Raw genomic sequence first — 16364 nt, forward strand, 5'->3', positions numbered from 1 at the left:
GTCTACCCCTTGAAAACCAGATCCGGATGCAGACCCCACAGCAGGATCGTCATCACAAGATTCATCACGATGGTCATGACCAGACTCGCCCGGATGGCCCGCCCACACGCACGGCCCACCCCTTCGGGCCCGCCGGAGGCGAAAAACCCGTAGTAGCAATGGATAATGGTGATCACCGCACAGAATGTCACCGCTTTGACCAGCGAATAGAACACTTCAACCGGGTCGAGAAACTGACTGAAATAGTGATCGTAAGTACCTTCGGGCGCACCTTGTACATACTTGACAAACGTGCTGGCCGTGAGGAAGCCGATCGCCAGACTCAGCAGGTAGCCGGGGATGACGCAGAGCATGCCACCGACCAGGCGGGTGCCCACCACGAACGGGATGGACCTGATGCCCAGGGTTTCGGTGGCGTCGATCTCCTCGGCGATCCGCATCGAACCGATCTCGGCGGTCATCCGGCAGCCGACCTGGGCCGCGAAACCGATGCCGGTCATGATCGGACCCATCTCACGGATGTTGAGGAACGCTCCGATCACACCGGTGAGCGGACCGAATCCGATGAGATTGAGTGTGTTGTAGGCCTCGATCGCGACGGCCACACCGATGGCGATACCGAGGATGATCAGGAGCGGGATGACGCCGCCGTCGACGATGATCGATCCGCGCCCCCAGGCCATGCTGTTCATGGTCTTGGTGGTCTGCTTGCGATAGTGACGCAACGTGTACGGCAGGTGCACGATGGTCTGGACCGTGAACAGGATCCACCGGCCTATGCCCTCGCCGATGGCGAAGACACTGGTGGACAACCATCGACCGACGCGGGTGACCGCGTGATCTGCCGTATGTGTGCTCGGCTGTGCCATCTCAGATCACCCGACCGCGCTCGGAAAGAACATCGATTGGATCTGCGTGGTGAGCAGGTTGGTGATGAACACGGCGATAAAGCCCAGCACCACCGATGCGTTCACCGCGTCGGCCACGCCCCGTGGCCCGCCCTTGGCTTCCAGTCCGCGCAGGCTGGCGATGATCACGACCTCCATCCCGAACAACATCGTCTTGAGAATCGCGAAGTAGAAGTCGGTGGTCGTGGCGAACGCGCCGAATGACTGCCAGAAGCTTCCCGGGATGACCCCGTTGATCGACACCGCCAGTGAAAAGCCCGCGGCCACGGCCGAGGCCACGATCACCACACAGAGAATAGGAGCGATGAGCAGGATCGCCAGCAACCGCGGCAGCACCAGGCGCTGAACGGGATTGACACCCATCACCCGCATCGCGTCGATCTCTTCACGGATGGAGCGGGCGCCGAGGTCGGCCGCGATGGCCGATGCCGCCGCGCCGCCCATGAGCAGGCCCGCCGCGATCGGCGCGCCCTGGGAGATGACCCCGATGCCGCTGGCCGCGCCGGCCAGCGATTTGGCGCCGACCTGATTGACCACGGCGCCGACCTGGATGGAGATCTCGGTGCCGAAGGGCAGTGCGATGAGCACGGCGGGCAGGGCGGTGACCGTCAGCAGGAACCATGCCTGCTCAAGGGTTTCCACCACAGGTATGCGCATTCGTGCGATACCGGTGATCGCGTACCAGATCACCTGGACAGCCAATTGGGCGGCTCGCCCGATGGTCGCCAGCGAATTTCTCGGTACCGTGGTCACCCATGTGACGACCCCCTCCATCGCCCGGTCCATGGCCGGACCGGCACCTGCGAACATCGGCGCCGGCGCGTCCAGGGCAGCGTGGCCTGCCATCGCTTCCAGCCGCGCGTCGACGGGATTGAGACCCTGCATTCCTCCCTCTCCGATCTGATTCCCGGAACGACGGTCGAGGCGGCGCCCTGAGACAATATTAATTGAGATTTGATTCAAAACTGCCGGCCTACGGCGGCGTGCTGACGTTCACGCCGGAACGTAGCACGCCGCCGATGCGCGGGCGGTTATTTCGCGGAATTCGCCTTGTCGAAACGAGCACTCAGGATGTTCTCGGTGGCCGCGGCCGCCTTCACCCGGTCGGTCAGGCCTCCGTTGTCCTGCTTGCGGAAGTCCTTGAGCATGACCCTCGCCGCGTTCTGGCCGGGCATACCGGAGATGCCCGCGACCGGATGGGTGCCCGCACCGGTGAGGTACAGACCCGGAACCGGGGTGTGGTAGCCGGCGAACTTCTCCGCGGGCTTGAGCGGACCGAAACGAGAGATCACCGGGTCCACGTGATACACGCTGCCGTCGATCGCCCAGAACCGTTCCTCGATGTCGGGCAGTGCCAGATCACGCCGGGCGACCTCCAGGGATTCGATTCCCTGGTAGTAGTGCGAGGCATCCTTGATCACCCGCTCGGTGATCTGCTTCTTCGCCTCATCCCAGCCGACCCGGGGATCGGACGGGGTGATACCCGCCCAGAACCAGAAGATGTCGCAGCCTTCGGGGGCGAATCCCTGGTCGAACGATGTAGTCGCGTGACCCAGACCCGGAATATGCTCGGGCACTTCGCCCCTGATACTGGCTTTGGCCGCATCCAGGCTTTCCTGATAGGTGTTGAAGCTGTTGCAGCCAAGTCGCAGGTCGATGCCGTCGCCACGCCACTTCTCGTGCTTTTCCATCGTGATCTTGCCACTGAGCGCGACATTCAGCTTGTAGTCGGCGATTCCGCGCCGGCGGGTGGGAATCTTGTCGGCCTTGTTCTGCAGGACCCGCGGCAGGGTCCCCTCCGGCAGCAACCGCGTCAGGGTGGTCTTCGGGCTGCACGCCGTCAGTACCGCGCGCCTGGCGTACAGTTCCTCCCCGCCCTGCAACCGGACACCGGTCACCCGGCCGTTGGTCACCACCAACGACTCCACCGGTGCGGACGTCCTGATCCGCCCACGATTGGCGGCGATGCTCTTGGCCAGCGCCGCCGGGAACGCCCCCGTGCCACCGTGGAACATCGACACGCCGTACTTGCTGAGCACCCCGAGATAGATCAACGACCAGCCCGACAGATCGGCGTCGAACGGCATGAACGGGAGCGCGATGGTCAGGGGCGCACGGATCGCGTCGCTTTCAAAACTGTCCTCGATGGCCTCGGCCTGCGAGGATGCCATCCACCGGCCGATGGCGATGAGTTCCTTGCGGTTCTTGGCCATTCCCTTGGCCGCCTTCAGAACCGCCTTGATATCGGGCGAGACCGGGCTGGTCTGCATCAGCGGCAGACCGATCTCCACCGCGGCATCGATGACCCGGTACAGATCGATCAGCGCCTCGGCGTCGGCCGGCGAGAAGTAGCGCAGTTCGTCCGCGGTCCGCGTGGGATCACGCCACAGGGCCAACGAGGTGCCGTCATAGTTCAGCTGCACATGTGCCGGATCGATAACCGTCTGGCGCAGACCGAATTTCGATGACAGACCGAGGTCCTTGTCGATGGTCGTGGTCCGGAACAGCGAGGCCTGCATCGACGCCTCGTTGATGATGTACCCGGGCGCCTCCGGTTCGAACGGATTGGTCGAGGTCATACCGCCGATGGTGGGCGATGCCTCGACCACCAGGACATCGAGTCCGGCCTGCGCGAGATAGGCGGCCGAGACCAATCCGTTGTGGCCGGCACCGACCACGATCACATCCGCGGTGTTTTGCACTGCTTCGGTCATAGGTCTTTTCTCTTCCGTGAGATGTCGGTCAGATTTCGGGTGCCGGAACCACGCCGGTGACGACCGCTCCGGTAATACCGCCGTCGACGACGAGCGCGTGGCCGTTGATCCACCGGGCCGCGTCGGAGGCCAGGAAGAGCAGGGCGTCCGCGATATCGTCGGGCGTCGCGTGCCGCCCGAGAAGATCCTTCACCCCGTCGAGGGTCTCCTTGCCCATCGATTCCTCGAAGTCGGCCAGGATCGGCGTCTCCACCGGTCCCGGAAGTACCGAGTTGATCCGAAATCCCAACTGTGCCAGCGCGAGTCCCATCGACTGCGTGTACACGGTGGTCACCTCTTTGGAGAAGTTGTAGGTATTGCCCTCCTGCGGGTTGGCCTTGAACCACGCCAGACCTTCCTCGAAGGTGTCGGTGGCCAGCAGGTCCCTGATCGCATCGAGCCGGGCGGGCCAGCCGAAGCCCGCGGTCGAGGACACCACCGTGATCGACCCGCCCGGATTGAGGCGCTCGAAGAACGCCTCGGCCAGATGCCGCACGGCCAGCGAGTTGACCGCGAAGACCAGTTCGGACGGTGCCGTTCCGGGAATACCCGCGACGTTGAGCAATCCGTCGAAACTGCCCTCAAGTTGCTCCAGAGCGGCGTCGATGCTGTTGGGATTCGCCAGATCGACCTCGACGTGAGCGGTCGCCTCGAACGTCGGGACGTTGCGGTCCAGGGTGTATACCTGCGCGCCGTCGGCGAGCAGACGCTGTGCTACCGCCGCGCCGATTCCGGAGGCCGCTCCGGTGACGACGTAGCGCTTATCAGTGAATTCAGACATTGTTCCTACTCCCGTCAGTGTGCGGCTGCCAGATACTTCTTCTCGATCTCGCGTTTGACGAGCTTTCCGGTCGCCGACCGCGGCAGTTCGTCCACGAAATCGACCGATCTGGGAGCCTTGAAGTGTGCGATCTTCGATCGCGCGTAGTCGATGATCTCCGCGGCGAGCGACTCGGACGCCTGATGTCCCTCACGCAGTTGCACCACCGCTTTGACCTGCTGCCCGTATTCGGGGTCAGGGACCCCGATCACCGCGACGTCGAAGATCTTGGGATGCAGGGTCAGCGCGTTCTCGATCTCCTGCGGATAGATGTTGACCCCGCCCGAGATGATCATGAACGCCTTGCGGTCGGTGAGGAACAGATAGCCGTCCTCGTCGACATACCCGAGATCGCCCACCGTAGTCCAGTTCTCGTGGTCGGGGTGTTCGGCGGCCTTCGTCTTGTCCGGATCCTTGTGATAGGAGAATGTCCGGCGTTCCCGCTCGAAGTAGACCTGGCCCACTTCGCCGACCGGAAGGACGTTGCCGTCGTCGTCGCAGATGTGTACCGGCCCCAGCGCCGACTTCCCCACCGACCCGCGCTTGGTCAGCCATTCCTGGCTGGTGATGATGGTGGTGCCGTGCTGCTCGGTCGCGCTGTAGTACTCGACCAGAATCGGTCCCCACCAATCGATCATCGCCTGCTTCACCTCGGGTGGGCAGGGGGCGGCCGCGTGGACGGCGATCCTCAGCGAGGACACATCGTAGCGGTCCCGGACCTCGTCGGGCAGTTGTAGCAACCGGACGAACATAGTCGGAACGAACTGGGCGATGGTGACCTTGTACCTGTCGATCGCCGCCAGCGCGGCCTCCGCGTCGAACTTCTCCAGAACAACCACTGTTCCGCCGAGCGCGTGCACCGCCCCGCCCCACTTGAGCGGTGCCGCATGGTACATCGGCGCGGGCGACAGATAAACATCGGCCGCCCCGACCTTGAACACGTGCTGGACCAGACCGGTGATCGGATCTCCGGGCTGATCGACCTGGATCGGCAGGAGCGTCGGCTTGATCCCCTTCGGCCGGCCGGTGGTGCCCGACGAGTACAGCATCTCCGAACCACGCGGAATCTCCGCCAGTCGCGTCGTGGAGGATAGCAATTCGTCGTAAGAACCGAAGCCCTCGATCGATCCGGCGAAGGCGACCGACAACAGGTCCGGGTTGTCGCACCCGGCCGTGACCTGCCGGGCCAGCTCTGCCTGCCCGGCCGATGCGAACAGCACTTTGGCGTCGCTGTCATTGACGATGTAGGCGACCTCGGCCGGCTGCAGGTGCCAGTTGACGGCGGTGATGTACAGGCCCGAACGCATGGCCGCCCAAAAGATCTCCATGACCTCGGCCGCGTTCTCGCTCAGCACGGCTATCACATCGCCCTTGCGCAGGCCACGGTCGTGCAGAGCACCGGCCAGCGCCGCCGAACGCTCCTCCAGTTCGCCGTATGTGGTCACGCGGCCACTGCCGGCCATGATGATCGCCGGATGGTCCGGATTCGACGCGGCGTGTACTCCCGGAAACATGTCGCTTGTTCTCCTCAGATAGTGGGTGGCGGTGACGCGCTCCACGAAGCGCGGGTGGTGGTGCGGGCCGAACAACGGCCCACGCATAGACGGCGTGGGCCGGCGGGGCACTCAGACCAGCAGGTCCTCACGCCCGTCGGACTTGAGATTGTTGACGTAGACCGGGAACAGCTTCTTGCCCAGCGGCGCCAGCTTGAGCAGGCTCGCGACGTTGCCCTCGACGCCGATCTTCTTCTTGGCCATCGCCAGCGGAAGATTCACCTTGCCCTGCCAATAGGCGTTGCCCGTCTCGGCGGGCATCTTCATCGTCGCCATCGGTTCGGGATTGCCCTCGAAGGCGTCATAGACCTGCTTGTTCACCGCGTCGACCACCACGACCGCCGCGGGCTCGGTGAAGTCGAATGCGAAGACCAGACCGCTGTCGACCAGCTTGGGGCCGATCTCGGCGTCCTCGAACGCCGTCTCGAAGATGCCGCCGATGTACTTGACAACCTCGGCCGAGTCCTTGAATCCCATGTCCATCCTCCGATTAGAATATAAATTCGATTCAAAACTGAATCGAAGAGCCACCCGCGGGCCATCAGGCCCCGTATGTGTCCGTATGAGCCGGATCACAGCCTAGCGTAAGCTGACTTATAGTCAAGACCGCAGACGAGCCGTGACTCCGTGTGATCTGCCTCTCAGGCTAGGCGACAACCGGAGTTATGTCCAGGCATTTTCAAATCTGGATTCGGCAAGGATCTACGGTGCCGGGGTTCGGCCGACCCGCGGCCACACACCCGGCCCGCCTGCGCACCGGACGCATCCCACACGCGGATCGCCGGACACCTTGCGCGGGCCAAGTTTCTATCGTAGATTCATTTTCCTGACGGGCCTGGGAGATCTCGCCCGGCGGTCAGTGCCAGACGAGGACCGCCAGCACCACCGGGAGTGCCACCGCCCACCCACCGAACAGCAGCCGGCCCGCTGGCGGGGCATCACGCAGTTCCATGAAGTCCGACAATACGAGCCAGACCTTCCACGCGGCCACCGCCAGCATGGCGAACGCCGCCCACCGATGGTCGATCGAGTGCATTGTCAGTATCCAGGTCGTCACCACCGTGGCAGCCACCAGCAGACCCCAGGTCACGCCGATCGGCCTGACCCCGAGCACTCGTCGGAGCGTGTCTTCGCACACCCCACGGGAGCTCTGGCGCGCTGCCCGGTTCTGCCCCGCCGGATATTTCGTGGCGCGGTTCTCCGTGCCGAGGTTCGATCGCGGCTGGTTCATTGTGGTCACCTGATCAGGTAGATGAGCGGGAAGATGAGCAACCACAACAGGTCCACCAGGTGCCAATAGCAGGCCGCGGTCTCGAAACCGGTGACACCCGGCATGGGTGAGCGACGCATACGCACCCAGAAGGTGCCGAGCACAATGCATCCGGCGATGACGTGGATCAGGTGAATACCCGTGATGGCCAGATAGTAGACATAGAACTCACTCGCGGCGGGGGTATGGCCGTCTCGGAATCCCGTAACGTACTCGGTGCTCTTGAGCGCGATGAACACCAGGCCACCGACGATCCCCCAGGCCGTCCACCTGGCCGCGATGTGTTGTTCACCCGCTCGAAGCCACTTGAGCGCCGACGCCACGCATGCCGAACTCGTGAGCAGCACAAGGGTGTTGATACCTCCCCGGTCGATATCCAGGGTCGCACGGGCTGCTTCGAATCCTGGCACGTCGTCCCGGCGCGTGACGGCGAATGCCAGGAACATCAGCGTGAATATCGCCATATCACCGGCGATGAACACCCAGAACCCTTCGATGCCGGGCATCCGCCGGGGGGTACGGCTGCTTGTCGGCGGGGGTCGGGTGTCGATGCTCGTCATCGGTCCGATACCGCGAGCAGATCTTCTGCTTCCAGGCGCCTGAGCGCGTGCAGGCACAAGAACGTGGCCATCGCCGTGAAGACGAAGAACTCCACGAAGACGACCCAGAAGCTGACGATCCCGTTCCACGCGAACGGCCCGGTGCGAAAGAACGGCATCAGGCTGAGCGGGACGTAGCAGGCAGCGGTGAGGAAGCTGCACCAGGCAAACCACTTCGGCAGCAGCGGACGCATCCGGCGGTCGCAGAGTATGGCCACTCCGATCGCGACGCATTGCAGTACCGAGCACACGTAGGTGGTGTCGAAGAACGTCCAGCCGAAGTGGTAGAACAACTGCACGATCTCGGCGGAGTACTCGTCGGCGCGGAGCGCGGCCGTCAGCCAGATCGTCGCGGGCACCAGGGTCACCACCGCGGTCAGCACGCCACCGATCAGCTGGATCTGGGCCAGCCCGCCGATCGGGCTCTCCATCCTGCTGATGACGCGCGAGATCGCGACGCTCCACGGTGCGTAGAAGGGAGCGGCGAATGCCATCATGACCATTCCGATGGTGAGGCCGGTCTGGTGTTCGACGAAGTAGGAGTGAATCTCGGCCGCGCTCATGTCCGGGCCGGGCGGTGGCCAGAATCCGGCGAAGACGGCAAAGCCGAGAAGGCCGAAGAAGACGTAACAGCCGACCAGGAGCAACGCCGTCCGCAGGAGCCGGTAGTCGTTACGGATGCGGGCCGCGTCGAGATTCGTCTCCGGTGCCCGCAGATCCGCCCGCAGATCCGATTGCGGTGAAATCAGTGTCATCATGGCTCCCACGAGTTGTCGCGGCCCGGGAGGGGTGTCGCCGGCGAATACGCCGCGCCCCCGTCGGCGACACCACCCCGAGTCATTCGATTTGATGTTAGATTACAAGATTATGCCGAATGTGTTCCACTACTTCGGGAATTGTCCGACGATCTCATCGACCACCAGTTTCGCGGTTTCCGCACATGCCGTGGTACCGCCGTTGGCGTATTCCTTCACCGCGTCACCGACGTTCCACAGACCGGTGATGTCGGTGGTGTGCGGCAGGTCGAATCCGGCCACGGCACGCTGCGGCGGCCACCCGTCTCGGGTGATGACGGTGCTCAGAATCCGTGCCTTGTCATCGAATCCGGGAATCGTCTCGCGCAGATCCGCACGCAACAGCTCGATCTCGGCCGCCTCGTCGAAATCGCCGATGGCCGGTTCGGGCACCGAGGTCCCGACATACAGGTGCCAGCCGGCGGGCGCCATCTCCGGACAGGTCTCGGTGAAGTTCGCGATGTAGGCCAGCCGGCGGCTGCTGGAGAAGCTGAGCATACCGGGGGCTTCGAGCAGTGGCTCCTGGGCGGCGAAGTTGATCGTGAGCATCGCGCACGGGCGGTTGCGCTTGTTGACCAGACTCACGTAGTCCTCGTCGAAGGCGTCTTCGCCGGCCAGGCCGACGGTCGCGAACGGTCCGATATCGCTGACCACGACCGGTGCGGTGACGGTTCGCTCGTCGCCGTCACGCACCAGCGTCACCCCGGTGACCGCTCCGTCGGCGACGTTGATCCGGGTCACCTCGGTGGACAGTTCGAGCACACCGCCGTGCCCGATGAACGCCTCGGCCAGCGCCCGCCACACGCCGATCGTCCCCTCCGGATGAAAGCCGAAGCGTTTGAACGCGCTCTTGCGGGTGAAGTAGGTGAGAAACACCCGCGCCGGCAGCTCCTCGGAGCCCACCGCGAACACCGAGGCGCACATGTTGCGGAAGATGCCGTGTACCCCTTCGTTCTTGGTGTACTTACGCACCCAGTCCGCGGTGGACAACTCGTCCTCGGGCAACCCCGAGTCATGGCGGGCGGCACCGATGCCCTTGGCGAGCTTGGCACCCTGCCGGGTCAACTTGCCCAGCAGCAGGCCCCACCCTCCCCGGGTGACGTCGACGTCCTTGCCGGCGATCCGGTACAGGATAGGGGGCTGTGGTTCACGGATGTCGAACGTGGCACCCACCTCGTCGAAGGTCTGCTCGGTGATGCCGCCGACCTCGATGACGATCGCACCGTCGTTCACCTTGAAGCCGTCCACGTCTGTGGTGGAGGCGCGGCCGCCCACCTTGTCCAGCCGCTCGACCACCAGAGTCCGATAACCCCGATGGGCGAGCCTGGCGGCGGTGAACAGACCTCCCGCGCCGGCCCCGATGACGATCACATCGTAGTCATTGACTGTCATACTCATTGTCCTTCCGTATCTTTCGCAGTCCGCCGGCGAAAGAGGTTCAGTACGAACGCGGCAGACCCAGCGAGGTCTGTGCCACAAAATTGAGGACCATCTCGCGGCTCACCGGCGCGGTCCGCATCAGCCGGGTGACAAACCAGAGCTCGGACAGTCCGTACTCGTGCGACAGTCCGTTGCCGCCGTGCACCTGAATCGCCTGGTCGAGGGCCTTCAGCGCGGCCTCGGACGCGGCGAACTTCGCGATGTTGGCGGCCTCACCGACGCCCGGCGAGTCGCTGTCGGACAGTTCCGCCGACAACCGCGTCGCGAGCCGGGCCACCTCCACATTGATGTGTGCTTCGGCCACGGGATGCGAAACACCCTGGTGCGTACCGATCGGGGTGGACCAGACCTTGCGGTTGCGCGCGTAGTCGGTGGCCTTGGCGATCGCGTAGCGACCGATGCCGCCACACAGCGCACCGACCAGGACGCGTTCGGGATTGAGGCCGGCGAACACCTGGTGCAGGCCGCTTCCGGCCTCCCCCACCAATGCCTCCGGTCCGACGCGCACCTCGTCGAGAAACACCGTGAATTGCTTATCGGGCGAGACGATCGACGTGGGGATCTGCTGGATGGTCAGGCCCGGTGAGTCGGTGGGGATCACAAAGATCGACAGCTTCTTCTTCTCATCGGTCGACAGGTCGCCGTCGCGGGCGATGAGCAGGACCGCGTCGGCCTGATCGATCGCCGAGATGTAGTACTTCTGGCCGGAGATCAGCCAACCGTCACCATCGCGGCGGGCGGTCGACTTCACGTTGTGGCTGTTCGATCCCGCGTCCGGTTCAGTCAGGCCGAACGCCATCTTGCGAGTACCGTCCGCCAGAGACGGCAGCCAGTTCCGCTTCATCTGCTCACTGCCGTGTGCGGCGATGATCGAGCCGCAGATCGCCGGGGAGATCACCCAGATCAGCAGTGGCAGGCCCTCGGCCGCAAGCTCTTCGACGATGACCACGGCTTCGGCCATTCCCCCGCCTCCGCCGCCGTACTCCTCGGGAAGGTGAACACCGAGCAGGCCCGCGGCGCCGAGATCCTGCCACAGTTCATCGATATCGCCGCCCGAACGGCCGCGTTCCAGGAAGTACTGCGGCCCGTACTTCTTCGCGATGGCACGGGTGCTCTCCCGGATCGCCCGGTGGTCGTCGCTGTCGTGTATCAAACCGGTCATGGGCTGCTATCTTCCTTCAAAGATCGGTACTTCTTTGTCAATGAATGCCTCGATCGCGTGCTGTGCGTCCCTGGTTCTGCCCACCACCGCGAGGGCGTCGGTCTCGGCGCGCAGTTGGTCCGACAGACTGCTGCCGGGACTGTCCCGAAAGAGCCTGCGCTGTGCCGCGAAACCCAGAGTCGGGCCGGAGGCGAGTTTTCGCGCTGTGGTCAGGGCGTGATCGCGCAGTTCGTCGTCGCCGACGACCTCGGCCACCAGCCCCCACTGCTCGGCCAGTGCCGCATCCACTCGCAGGTTCGTCAGATACATCCGGCGTGCCCTGGCCGGGCCGATCAGACGTGGCAGGTGCCATGTTCCGCCGCCGTCTCCGGACATCCCGATCGCGCTGAACGCCGTGCAGAAGATCGTGTTCGTCGCGGCGATCGCGATGTCCGCGGCGTAGACGAATCCCAGGCCGCCGCCGGCCACCGATCCGTGGGCCGCGGTGACGATCGGTACGTCGAGTCGGTCGAGGATGCGGAAGCCCTCGTGGAATGGTTCGGTCATTCCCGACGTCAGGGCACCTATCGTGCCGGGTTGCACCGTCCGGAAATAGTCGAGGTCCCCGCCCACCGACAGCGCGGGACCGTTGCCCGCGATGAACACCGCGCGCACCCGCGGATCGGCCTCGATGGCGCGGGCCACCACCAGCGTCTCCTCGGCGAGCCGCAGGTTGATCCCGTTGCGTTGTTCGGGTCGATCCAGGATCACCTGGGCCACACCCCGGTCCACCGAATAGTCGATCGTTTCGAGTTCGGCGATCGTCGGCATCGAATACCCCGGGAAGGTGCCGACCTCGCCGCCGGCGAATGCCTCACGCCAGAGCGCGGTGTCCGTCAACTGCCGCAGTCCGGTGATGGTTCCGGAGTCGGAGAACGTCAGCACGTGGACGAACGCCGCGTTCAGTTCACGTCCGGTCGGCCTGCACCGCCCGCGATAGGTGCCGCTCACGTGAAGGCGGTTGCCGTCCAGAAGGTCGAAACTGTCGGCCTCCGCGCGGGCCCGGAACGTCCGGCCCAGCCGCCACCAGAAATTGCCGATCATGTCGTCGCGGCCGCGATAGGTGCCGCCGAGCCCGAGCGGCAGGCCCGGCGCGGTCTCGCCGACGAATTCCGTGTCGAGCAGACCGCGGACCGTCTCGGCATCGCCGTGCGCCAATGCGGAGTACAGGGTCTGCGCGGTGCTGACCCGGTCCGCTGCCTGGGCGCCCCTCATCGGGTTGCCGAACCGGAGAGTTGCGAACCGACGACCGCCACGAACGACACACAGGCGCCGGGCCTGCCACCGAGGTTGTGGGTCAACGCCGTTCGTGGATCGTCGAGTTGCCGTGGACCGGCCTCGCCACGTAGTTGCAGCCATGCCTCGTACAGCATCCGCAGCCCGCTGGCGCCGACCGGATGCCCGAATGATTTCAGCCCGCCGTCGATATTGACCGGCAGCCGGCCGTCCGCGTCGAAGGCCCCCGACAACGATTCCTTCCACGCCTGCCCGCGGTTGCAGAACCCCAGATCCTCCATGAGCACGAGTTCGGTGGGAGTGAAACAGTCGTGTACCTCGGCCAGCGAGATCTCGGCTCGTGGATCGGCGATCCCGGCCTGCTCGTAGGCGTCCTGCGCCGATCGCTCCACCTCGGGAAAGGTGGTGAAGTCGTAGCCGGGATCGACCGAGCCGCGCGCCGGACCCGCCGCCAGTGCAAGCCCTTTGACGAAGACGGGCCGATCGGTGTAGTCGTAGGCGTCCTCGGCGCGCACGATGATCGCGCACGCCGCGCCGTCGGACACCCCGGAGCAGTCGAAGACGCCGAGCCGGCCGGCCACCTTGGGCGCACCGGTGATCTTCTCCTTGGATACCTCCGAACGGAACTGCGCCTTCGGGTTCCGTGCGCCGTTGACGTGGTTCTTCCAGGCGACGTGGGTCATCGCCTCCCGCATCTGCCCGGCGTCCACGCCGTACTTGGCGCAATATGCCGGGTCGAGCAGGGAGAACGCGGCCGGTGCGGTGACCGACAGTTCCGGGGCGGTGCCGTCGCCGGGTGGATCGCCGCGCAGCAGACCCGCGAAGCCCGAATCCTTGAGCTTTTCCACACCGACCGCCATGACCCGGTCGTATGCGCCCGAAGCAACGGCGTAGCAGGCGTTGCGGAAGGACTCCGATCCGGTGGCGCAATAGTTCTCCACGCGGGTGACCGGCTTGTAGTCGGTACCCAGCGCCCGGGACAGGAGAAGCCCCGATTGCGCCGAGCCGAGCGTGCCCAGCCAGAAGGCATCGATGTCGTCGCGGGCGAGCCGGGCCCGGCCGAGCGCTTCATCGACCGCGGTGATGATCATGTCTTCCTGGGACTGGTCCCAGAGTTCACCGAACTGCGTGCAGCCCATCGCGACGATCGCGACCTTGTCGGCGATTCCCTTGCTGCCCATCAGTTCTCCTCACCGGACGTGTCGGCGGCCGCCGGCACCTGGCGTGCTTTCCAGAAATAGTTGTGCACTCCGCCCGCGGTGAACAGGCGACGGAACACCATCGTGACCTCGCCGCCCACGCCCAGCGCCTCCGGAGCGGCATCGGCGACCTCGAAGGTGGCGCGGCCACCGCCGTCGAAGTCGACCACCACGTCCACGACCGGCGGTGACGGCGAATACGCGAGCCGGTCGACGGTGAACGTCGCGATCCGCCCGCCGCGGTCACGTACCGATACCGGTTCACTCTGATCGGCAACCCCGCACGCCCGGCACACGCGCATCGGCGGCACGTGCAAGAATCCGCATGCGCTGCAGCGATTTCCGGTGAGTGCGAACTTCCAGCCGGCCGCGCGAGCCGACGGCGGACCTGCGGGGCGGTCCGGTTCGGGCCGGCGCGGCGGCTCCATGTCGAGAAGTCCCCGCCACGACAGATAGGTGGGATAGGGCACCATACGCCCGTCGGCCGCCGCGGCGGCGGCAACAGGTTCGGGCTGCCGGTGCGCGGAAAGCGCGGTGGTGGTACGCAACACGGTGGCGTCGACGCCATCGGCCGCCGAGATCAGCAGAATCGTCTCCGCGGGGCCGGCCTCGTCGAGTACCGCGGCCAGGCCCAGCAGCGGATCGACCGCCCCGGCGAAACCGACAGGCGATCCACCTGTGGAAAGAACGCCCTTGACCAGGGTCGACGCCCTCTTGGTGATGGCACTGTTGGAACCGGTGAGAACCACATGATCGGCCTGGGCAACGCCCGCGGCGTCGAGTGCGGCGGTGGCCGCCTCCCGGACCAGCGGCGCGTACTGTTCGTAGCCGAACCGCTCCTCCCAACTCGATGCCGACGGCTCGGCGGGTGAGCGCCACCTGTCGAGGAATTCTTCGGTGAGCGACACCGTCGCCAACACCTCGGCGATCGCCGGCTGCTCCGGCGTCGCAGCGCCGATGAGCACCGCCGCCGCCGCATCGGTCCCGGTCCGCTCGTCCGCGGACCCGGGGCGACCGGTGCGCACGTCGGCCGCGACGATCAGCGCCCCCTGCCCGGCAACCGCGGCCCGTACCGCCGCGAGCGTCGAGCGAGCCGTCCCGATCGCATCCGATGCCGGGATCCGGCGGTCCAGACCGAGCGCCGCGTGGACCGTCGTCGCATTGGTCTTGTCCAGGTACGCCGGTGAACTCGTCGCCAACACGAGCGACCGCGCCGATTCGGCAGCACGGAGCGACCGGGCGGCGGCCACCGACATCGTGATCGCATCCTCGTCGAACGAGGCGACGATCCGCCGGGCCGTCCCCCGGCCCGCGGGGTCGACCCGCCACGACGGCAGATAGCTCGCGTACGCGAGAATCGCATTGGTCATGCCGATGCCCCCCGGAAGAGTGCGGCGATGCCCTGGCCGCCGCCCACGCACATCGTCTCCAGGGCCAGGCCGCCGCCCCGGCGATCGAGTTCACGCAGCATCGTGGCCAGTATCCGGCCGCCGGTGGCGCCGATCGGATGGCCCAGCGAGATGCCGGACCCGTTGACGTTCAGCCGGTCTACCAGTTCGTCCGGCGGCAGACCCCACTCGCGCAACACCGCGAGCACCTGCACCGCGAAGGCCTCGTTGATTTCGATCAGTGTGAGATCGTCGAAGCCGATGCCGGTGCGGCGGAACAACTTGTCGACCGCCCCGACTGGGCCGATCCCCATCGTCGCGGGCTCGCAGCCCACCGCGGCCCAGCCCTCGAACCAGGCGAGCGGGGTGAGGCCGAGTCTGTCGAGGTGGTCCTCGGCCACCACCAGGCAGGCCGCGGCGGCATCGTTCTGCTGAGCCGAATTGCCCGCTGTGACGGTGCCGCAGGGAATGAGCGGACGCAGACCGGCCAAGGTCTGCTCGGTGGTCTCCGGACGGATTCCCTCGTCGCGGTCGAGAATCACCGGATCGCCACGGCGCACCGGAACCTGCACCGGGACGATTTCTTCGGCGAACTTTCCGGATTCTGTTGCGGCCGCGGCATTCTGCTGGCTGCGGGCGGCAAACCGGTCCGCTTCTTCCCTGCCGATGCCGTATTTGTCGGCAAGATTCTCGGCGGTCTCGATCATTCCGCTGATCTTCCCGAAACGCCATTCCGGCTGGGAGCGTTCGCGGCCGCGTTCGAGGCGGTCGTACAACGTCTGATTGCCCGAGCGTGAGCCCCAGCGCGCGGTGGTCGTGTAGTGCTCGATATTGCTCATCGACTCCACACCGCCCGCGACGACGACGTCGGCGGCACCGGTCTGCACCATCATGGCGGCGGTCGCGACCGCCTGTAGGCCACCACCGCACCGCCGGTCGGTCTGCGATCCGGGCACGTCCACCGGCAGCCCGGCGGCCAGGGCCGCCCACCGGCCGATGCACGGCGCCTCGGAGTTGGCGTAGGACTGGGCGAACACCACCTCCTCGATGGTCGCCGGGTCGATCCCGGTCCGGTCGACCAGCGCCGTCAGCACCTGTGCGGCCAGATCCGCCGCGGCCAGCGGGCGGAGCGTCTTGCCGAAGGCCCCGACGGCCGAACGCACCGGCTGCACTATCGCCACACGTCTCACAGTTGTTCTCCTC

15 protein-coding genes are annotated in these 16364 nt (G+C 65.6%); all 15 read right to left on the reverse strand.

Annotated elements, in window-relative coordinates:
• Window positions 1-2: 2 nt before the first annotated feature.
• On the reverse strand, window positions 3-869 hold the full coding sequence (locus GII31_RS14935; protein ID WP_260840010.1) for an ABC transporter permease: 867 nt from the start codon (window positions 867-869) through the stop codon (window positions 3-5).
• Between the two features lie 6 nt (window positions 870-875).
• Window positions 876-1694, reverse strand: a complete 819-nt coding sequence (locus GII31_RS14940; protein WP_407649984.1) for an MlaE family ABC transporter permease — start codon at window positions 1692-1694, stop codon at window positions 876-878.
• A 245-nt stretch (window positions 1695-1939) separates the two neighbouring features.
• Window positions 1940-3622 (reverse strand): phytoene desaturase family protein, encoded by a 1683-nt coding sequence (locus GII31_RS14945; protein ID WP_213244202.1) that lies wholly within the window; start codon window positions 3620-3622, stop codon window positions 1940-1942.
• Between the two features lie 28 nt (window positions 3623-3650).
• Entirely contained in the window at window positions 3651-4442 is a 792-nt protein-coding gene (locus tag GII31_RS14950) for a coniferyl-alcohol dehydrogenase (protein ID WP_213244203.1), read from the reverse strand.
• A 14-nt stretch (window positions 4443-4456) separates the two neighbouring features.
• On the reverse strand, window positions 4457-5995 hold the full coding sequence (locus GII31_RS14955) for an acyl-CoA synthetase (protein ID WP_213244204.1): 1539 nt from the start codon (window positions 5993-5995) through the stop codon (window positions 4457-4459).
• A 111-nt stretch (window positions 5996-6106) separates the two neighbouring features.
• Window positions 6107-6511: an SCP2 sterol-binding domain-containing protein gene (locus GII31_RS14960; protein WP_213244205.1), complete on the reverse strand. Its 405-nt coding sequence runs from the start codon at window positions 6509-6511 to the stop codon at window positions 6107-6109.
• A 379-nt stretch (window positions 6512-6890) separates the two neighbouring features.
• Window positions 6891-7148, reverse strand: a complete 258-nt coding sequence (locus GII31_RS14965) for a cytochrome C oxidase subunit IV family protein (protein WP_213244206.1) — start codon at window positions 7146-7148, stop codon at window positions 6891-6893.
• A gap of 122 nt (window positions 7149-7270) precedes the next feature.
• The gene (locus GII31_RS14970) at window positions 7271-7810 is read right to left on the reverse strand and encodes a cytochrome c oxidase subunit 3 (protein WP_213244207.1); all 540 of its coding nucleotides are present in this window, start codon (window positions 7808-7810) and stop codon (window positions 7271-7273) included.
• Between the two features lie 50 nt (window positions 7811-7860).
• Window positions 7861-8658 (reverse strand): hypothetical protein, encoded by a 798-nt coding sequence (locus tag GII31_RS14975; RefSeq protein ID WP_260840011.1) that lies wholly within the window; start codon window positions 8656-8658, stop codon window positions 7861-7863.
• Between the two features lie 129 nt (window positions 8659-8787).
• The gene (locus tag GII31_RS14980) at window positions 8788-10089 is read right to left on the reverse strand and encodes a phytoene desaturase family protein (protein WP_260840012.1); all 1302 of its coding nucleotides are present in this window, start codon (window positions 10087-10089) and stop codon (window positions 8788-8790) included.
• A 46-nt stretch (window positions 10090-10135) separates the two neighbouring features.
• Entirely contained in the window at window positions 10136-11299 is a 1164-nt protein-coding gene (locus tag GII31_RS14985) for an acyl-CoA dehydrogenase family protein (RefSeq protein WP_213244210.1), read from the reverse strand.
• A gap of 6 nt (window positions 11300-11305) precedes the next feature.
• Window positions 11306-12553 (reverse strand): enoyl-CoA hydratase-related protein, encoded by a 1248-nt coding sequence (locus tag GII31_RS14990; protein ID WP_213244211.1) that lies wholly within the window; start codon window positions 12551-12553, stop codon window positions 11306-11308.
• Window positions 12550-13755, reverse strand: coding sequence for an acetyl-CoA acetyltransferase (locus GII31_RS14995; protein WP_213244212.1), 1206 nt, complete (start codon window positions 13753-13755; stop codon window positions 12550-12552). The genes GII31_RS14990 and GII31_RS14995 overlap by 4 nt, the downstream gene beginning before the upstream one ends.
• A complete protein-coding gene (locus tag GII31_RS15000; RefSeq protein WP_213244213.1) occupies window positions 13755-15143 on the reverse strand; it encodes an OB-fold domain-containing protein in 1389 nt (462 codons plus the stop codon). The genes GII31_RS14995 and GII31_RS15000 overlap by 1 nt, the downstream gene beginning before the upstream one ends.
• A complete protein-coding gene (locus GII31_RS15005) occupies window positions 15140-16351 on the reverse strand; it encodes an acetyl-CoA C-acetyltransferase (RefSeq protein WP_213244214.1) in 1212 nt (403 codons plus the stop codon). Before GII31_RS15005 ends, GII31_RS15000 begins: the two co-directional genes overlap by 4 nt.
• Window positions 16352-16364: the final 13 nt, after the last annotated feature.

It is taken from the genome of Gordonia pseudamarae (genome assembly GCF_025273675.1).
GTDB classification, from domain to species: domain Bacteria; phylum Actinomycetota; class Actinomycetes; order Mycobacteriales; family Mycobacteriaceae; genus Gordonia; species Gordonia pseudamarae.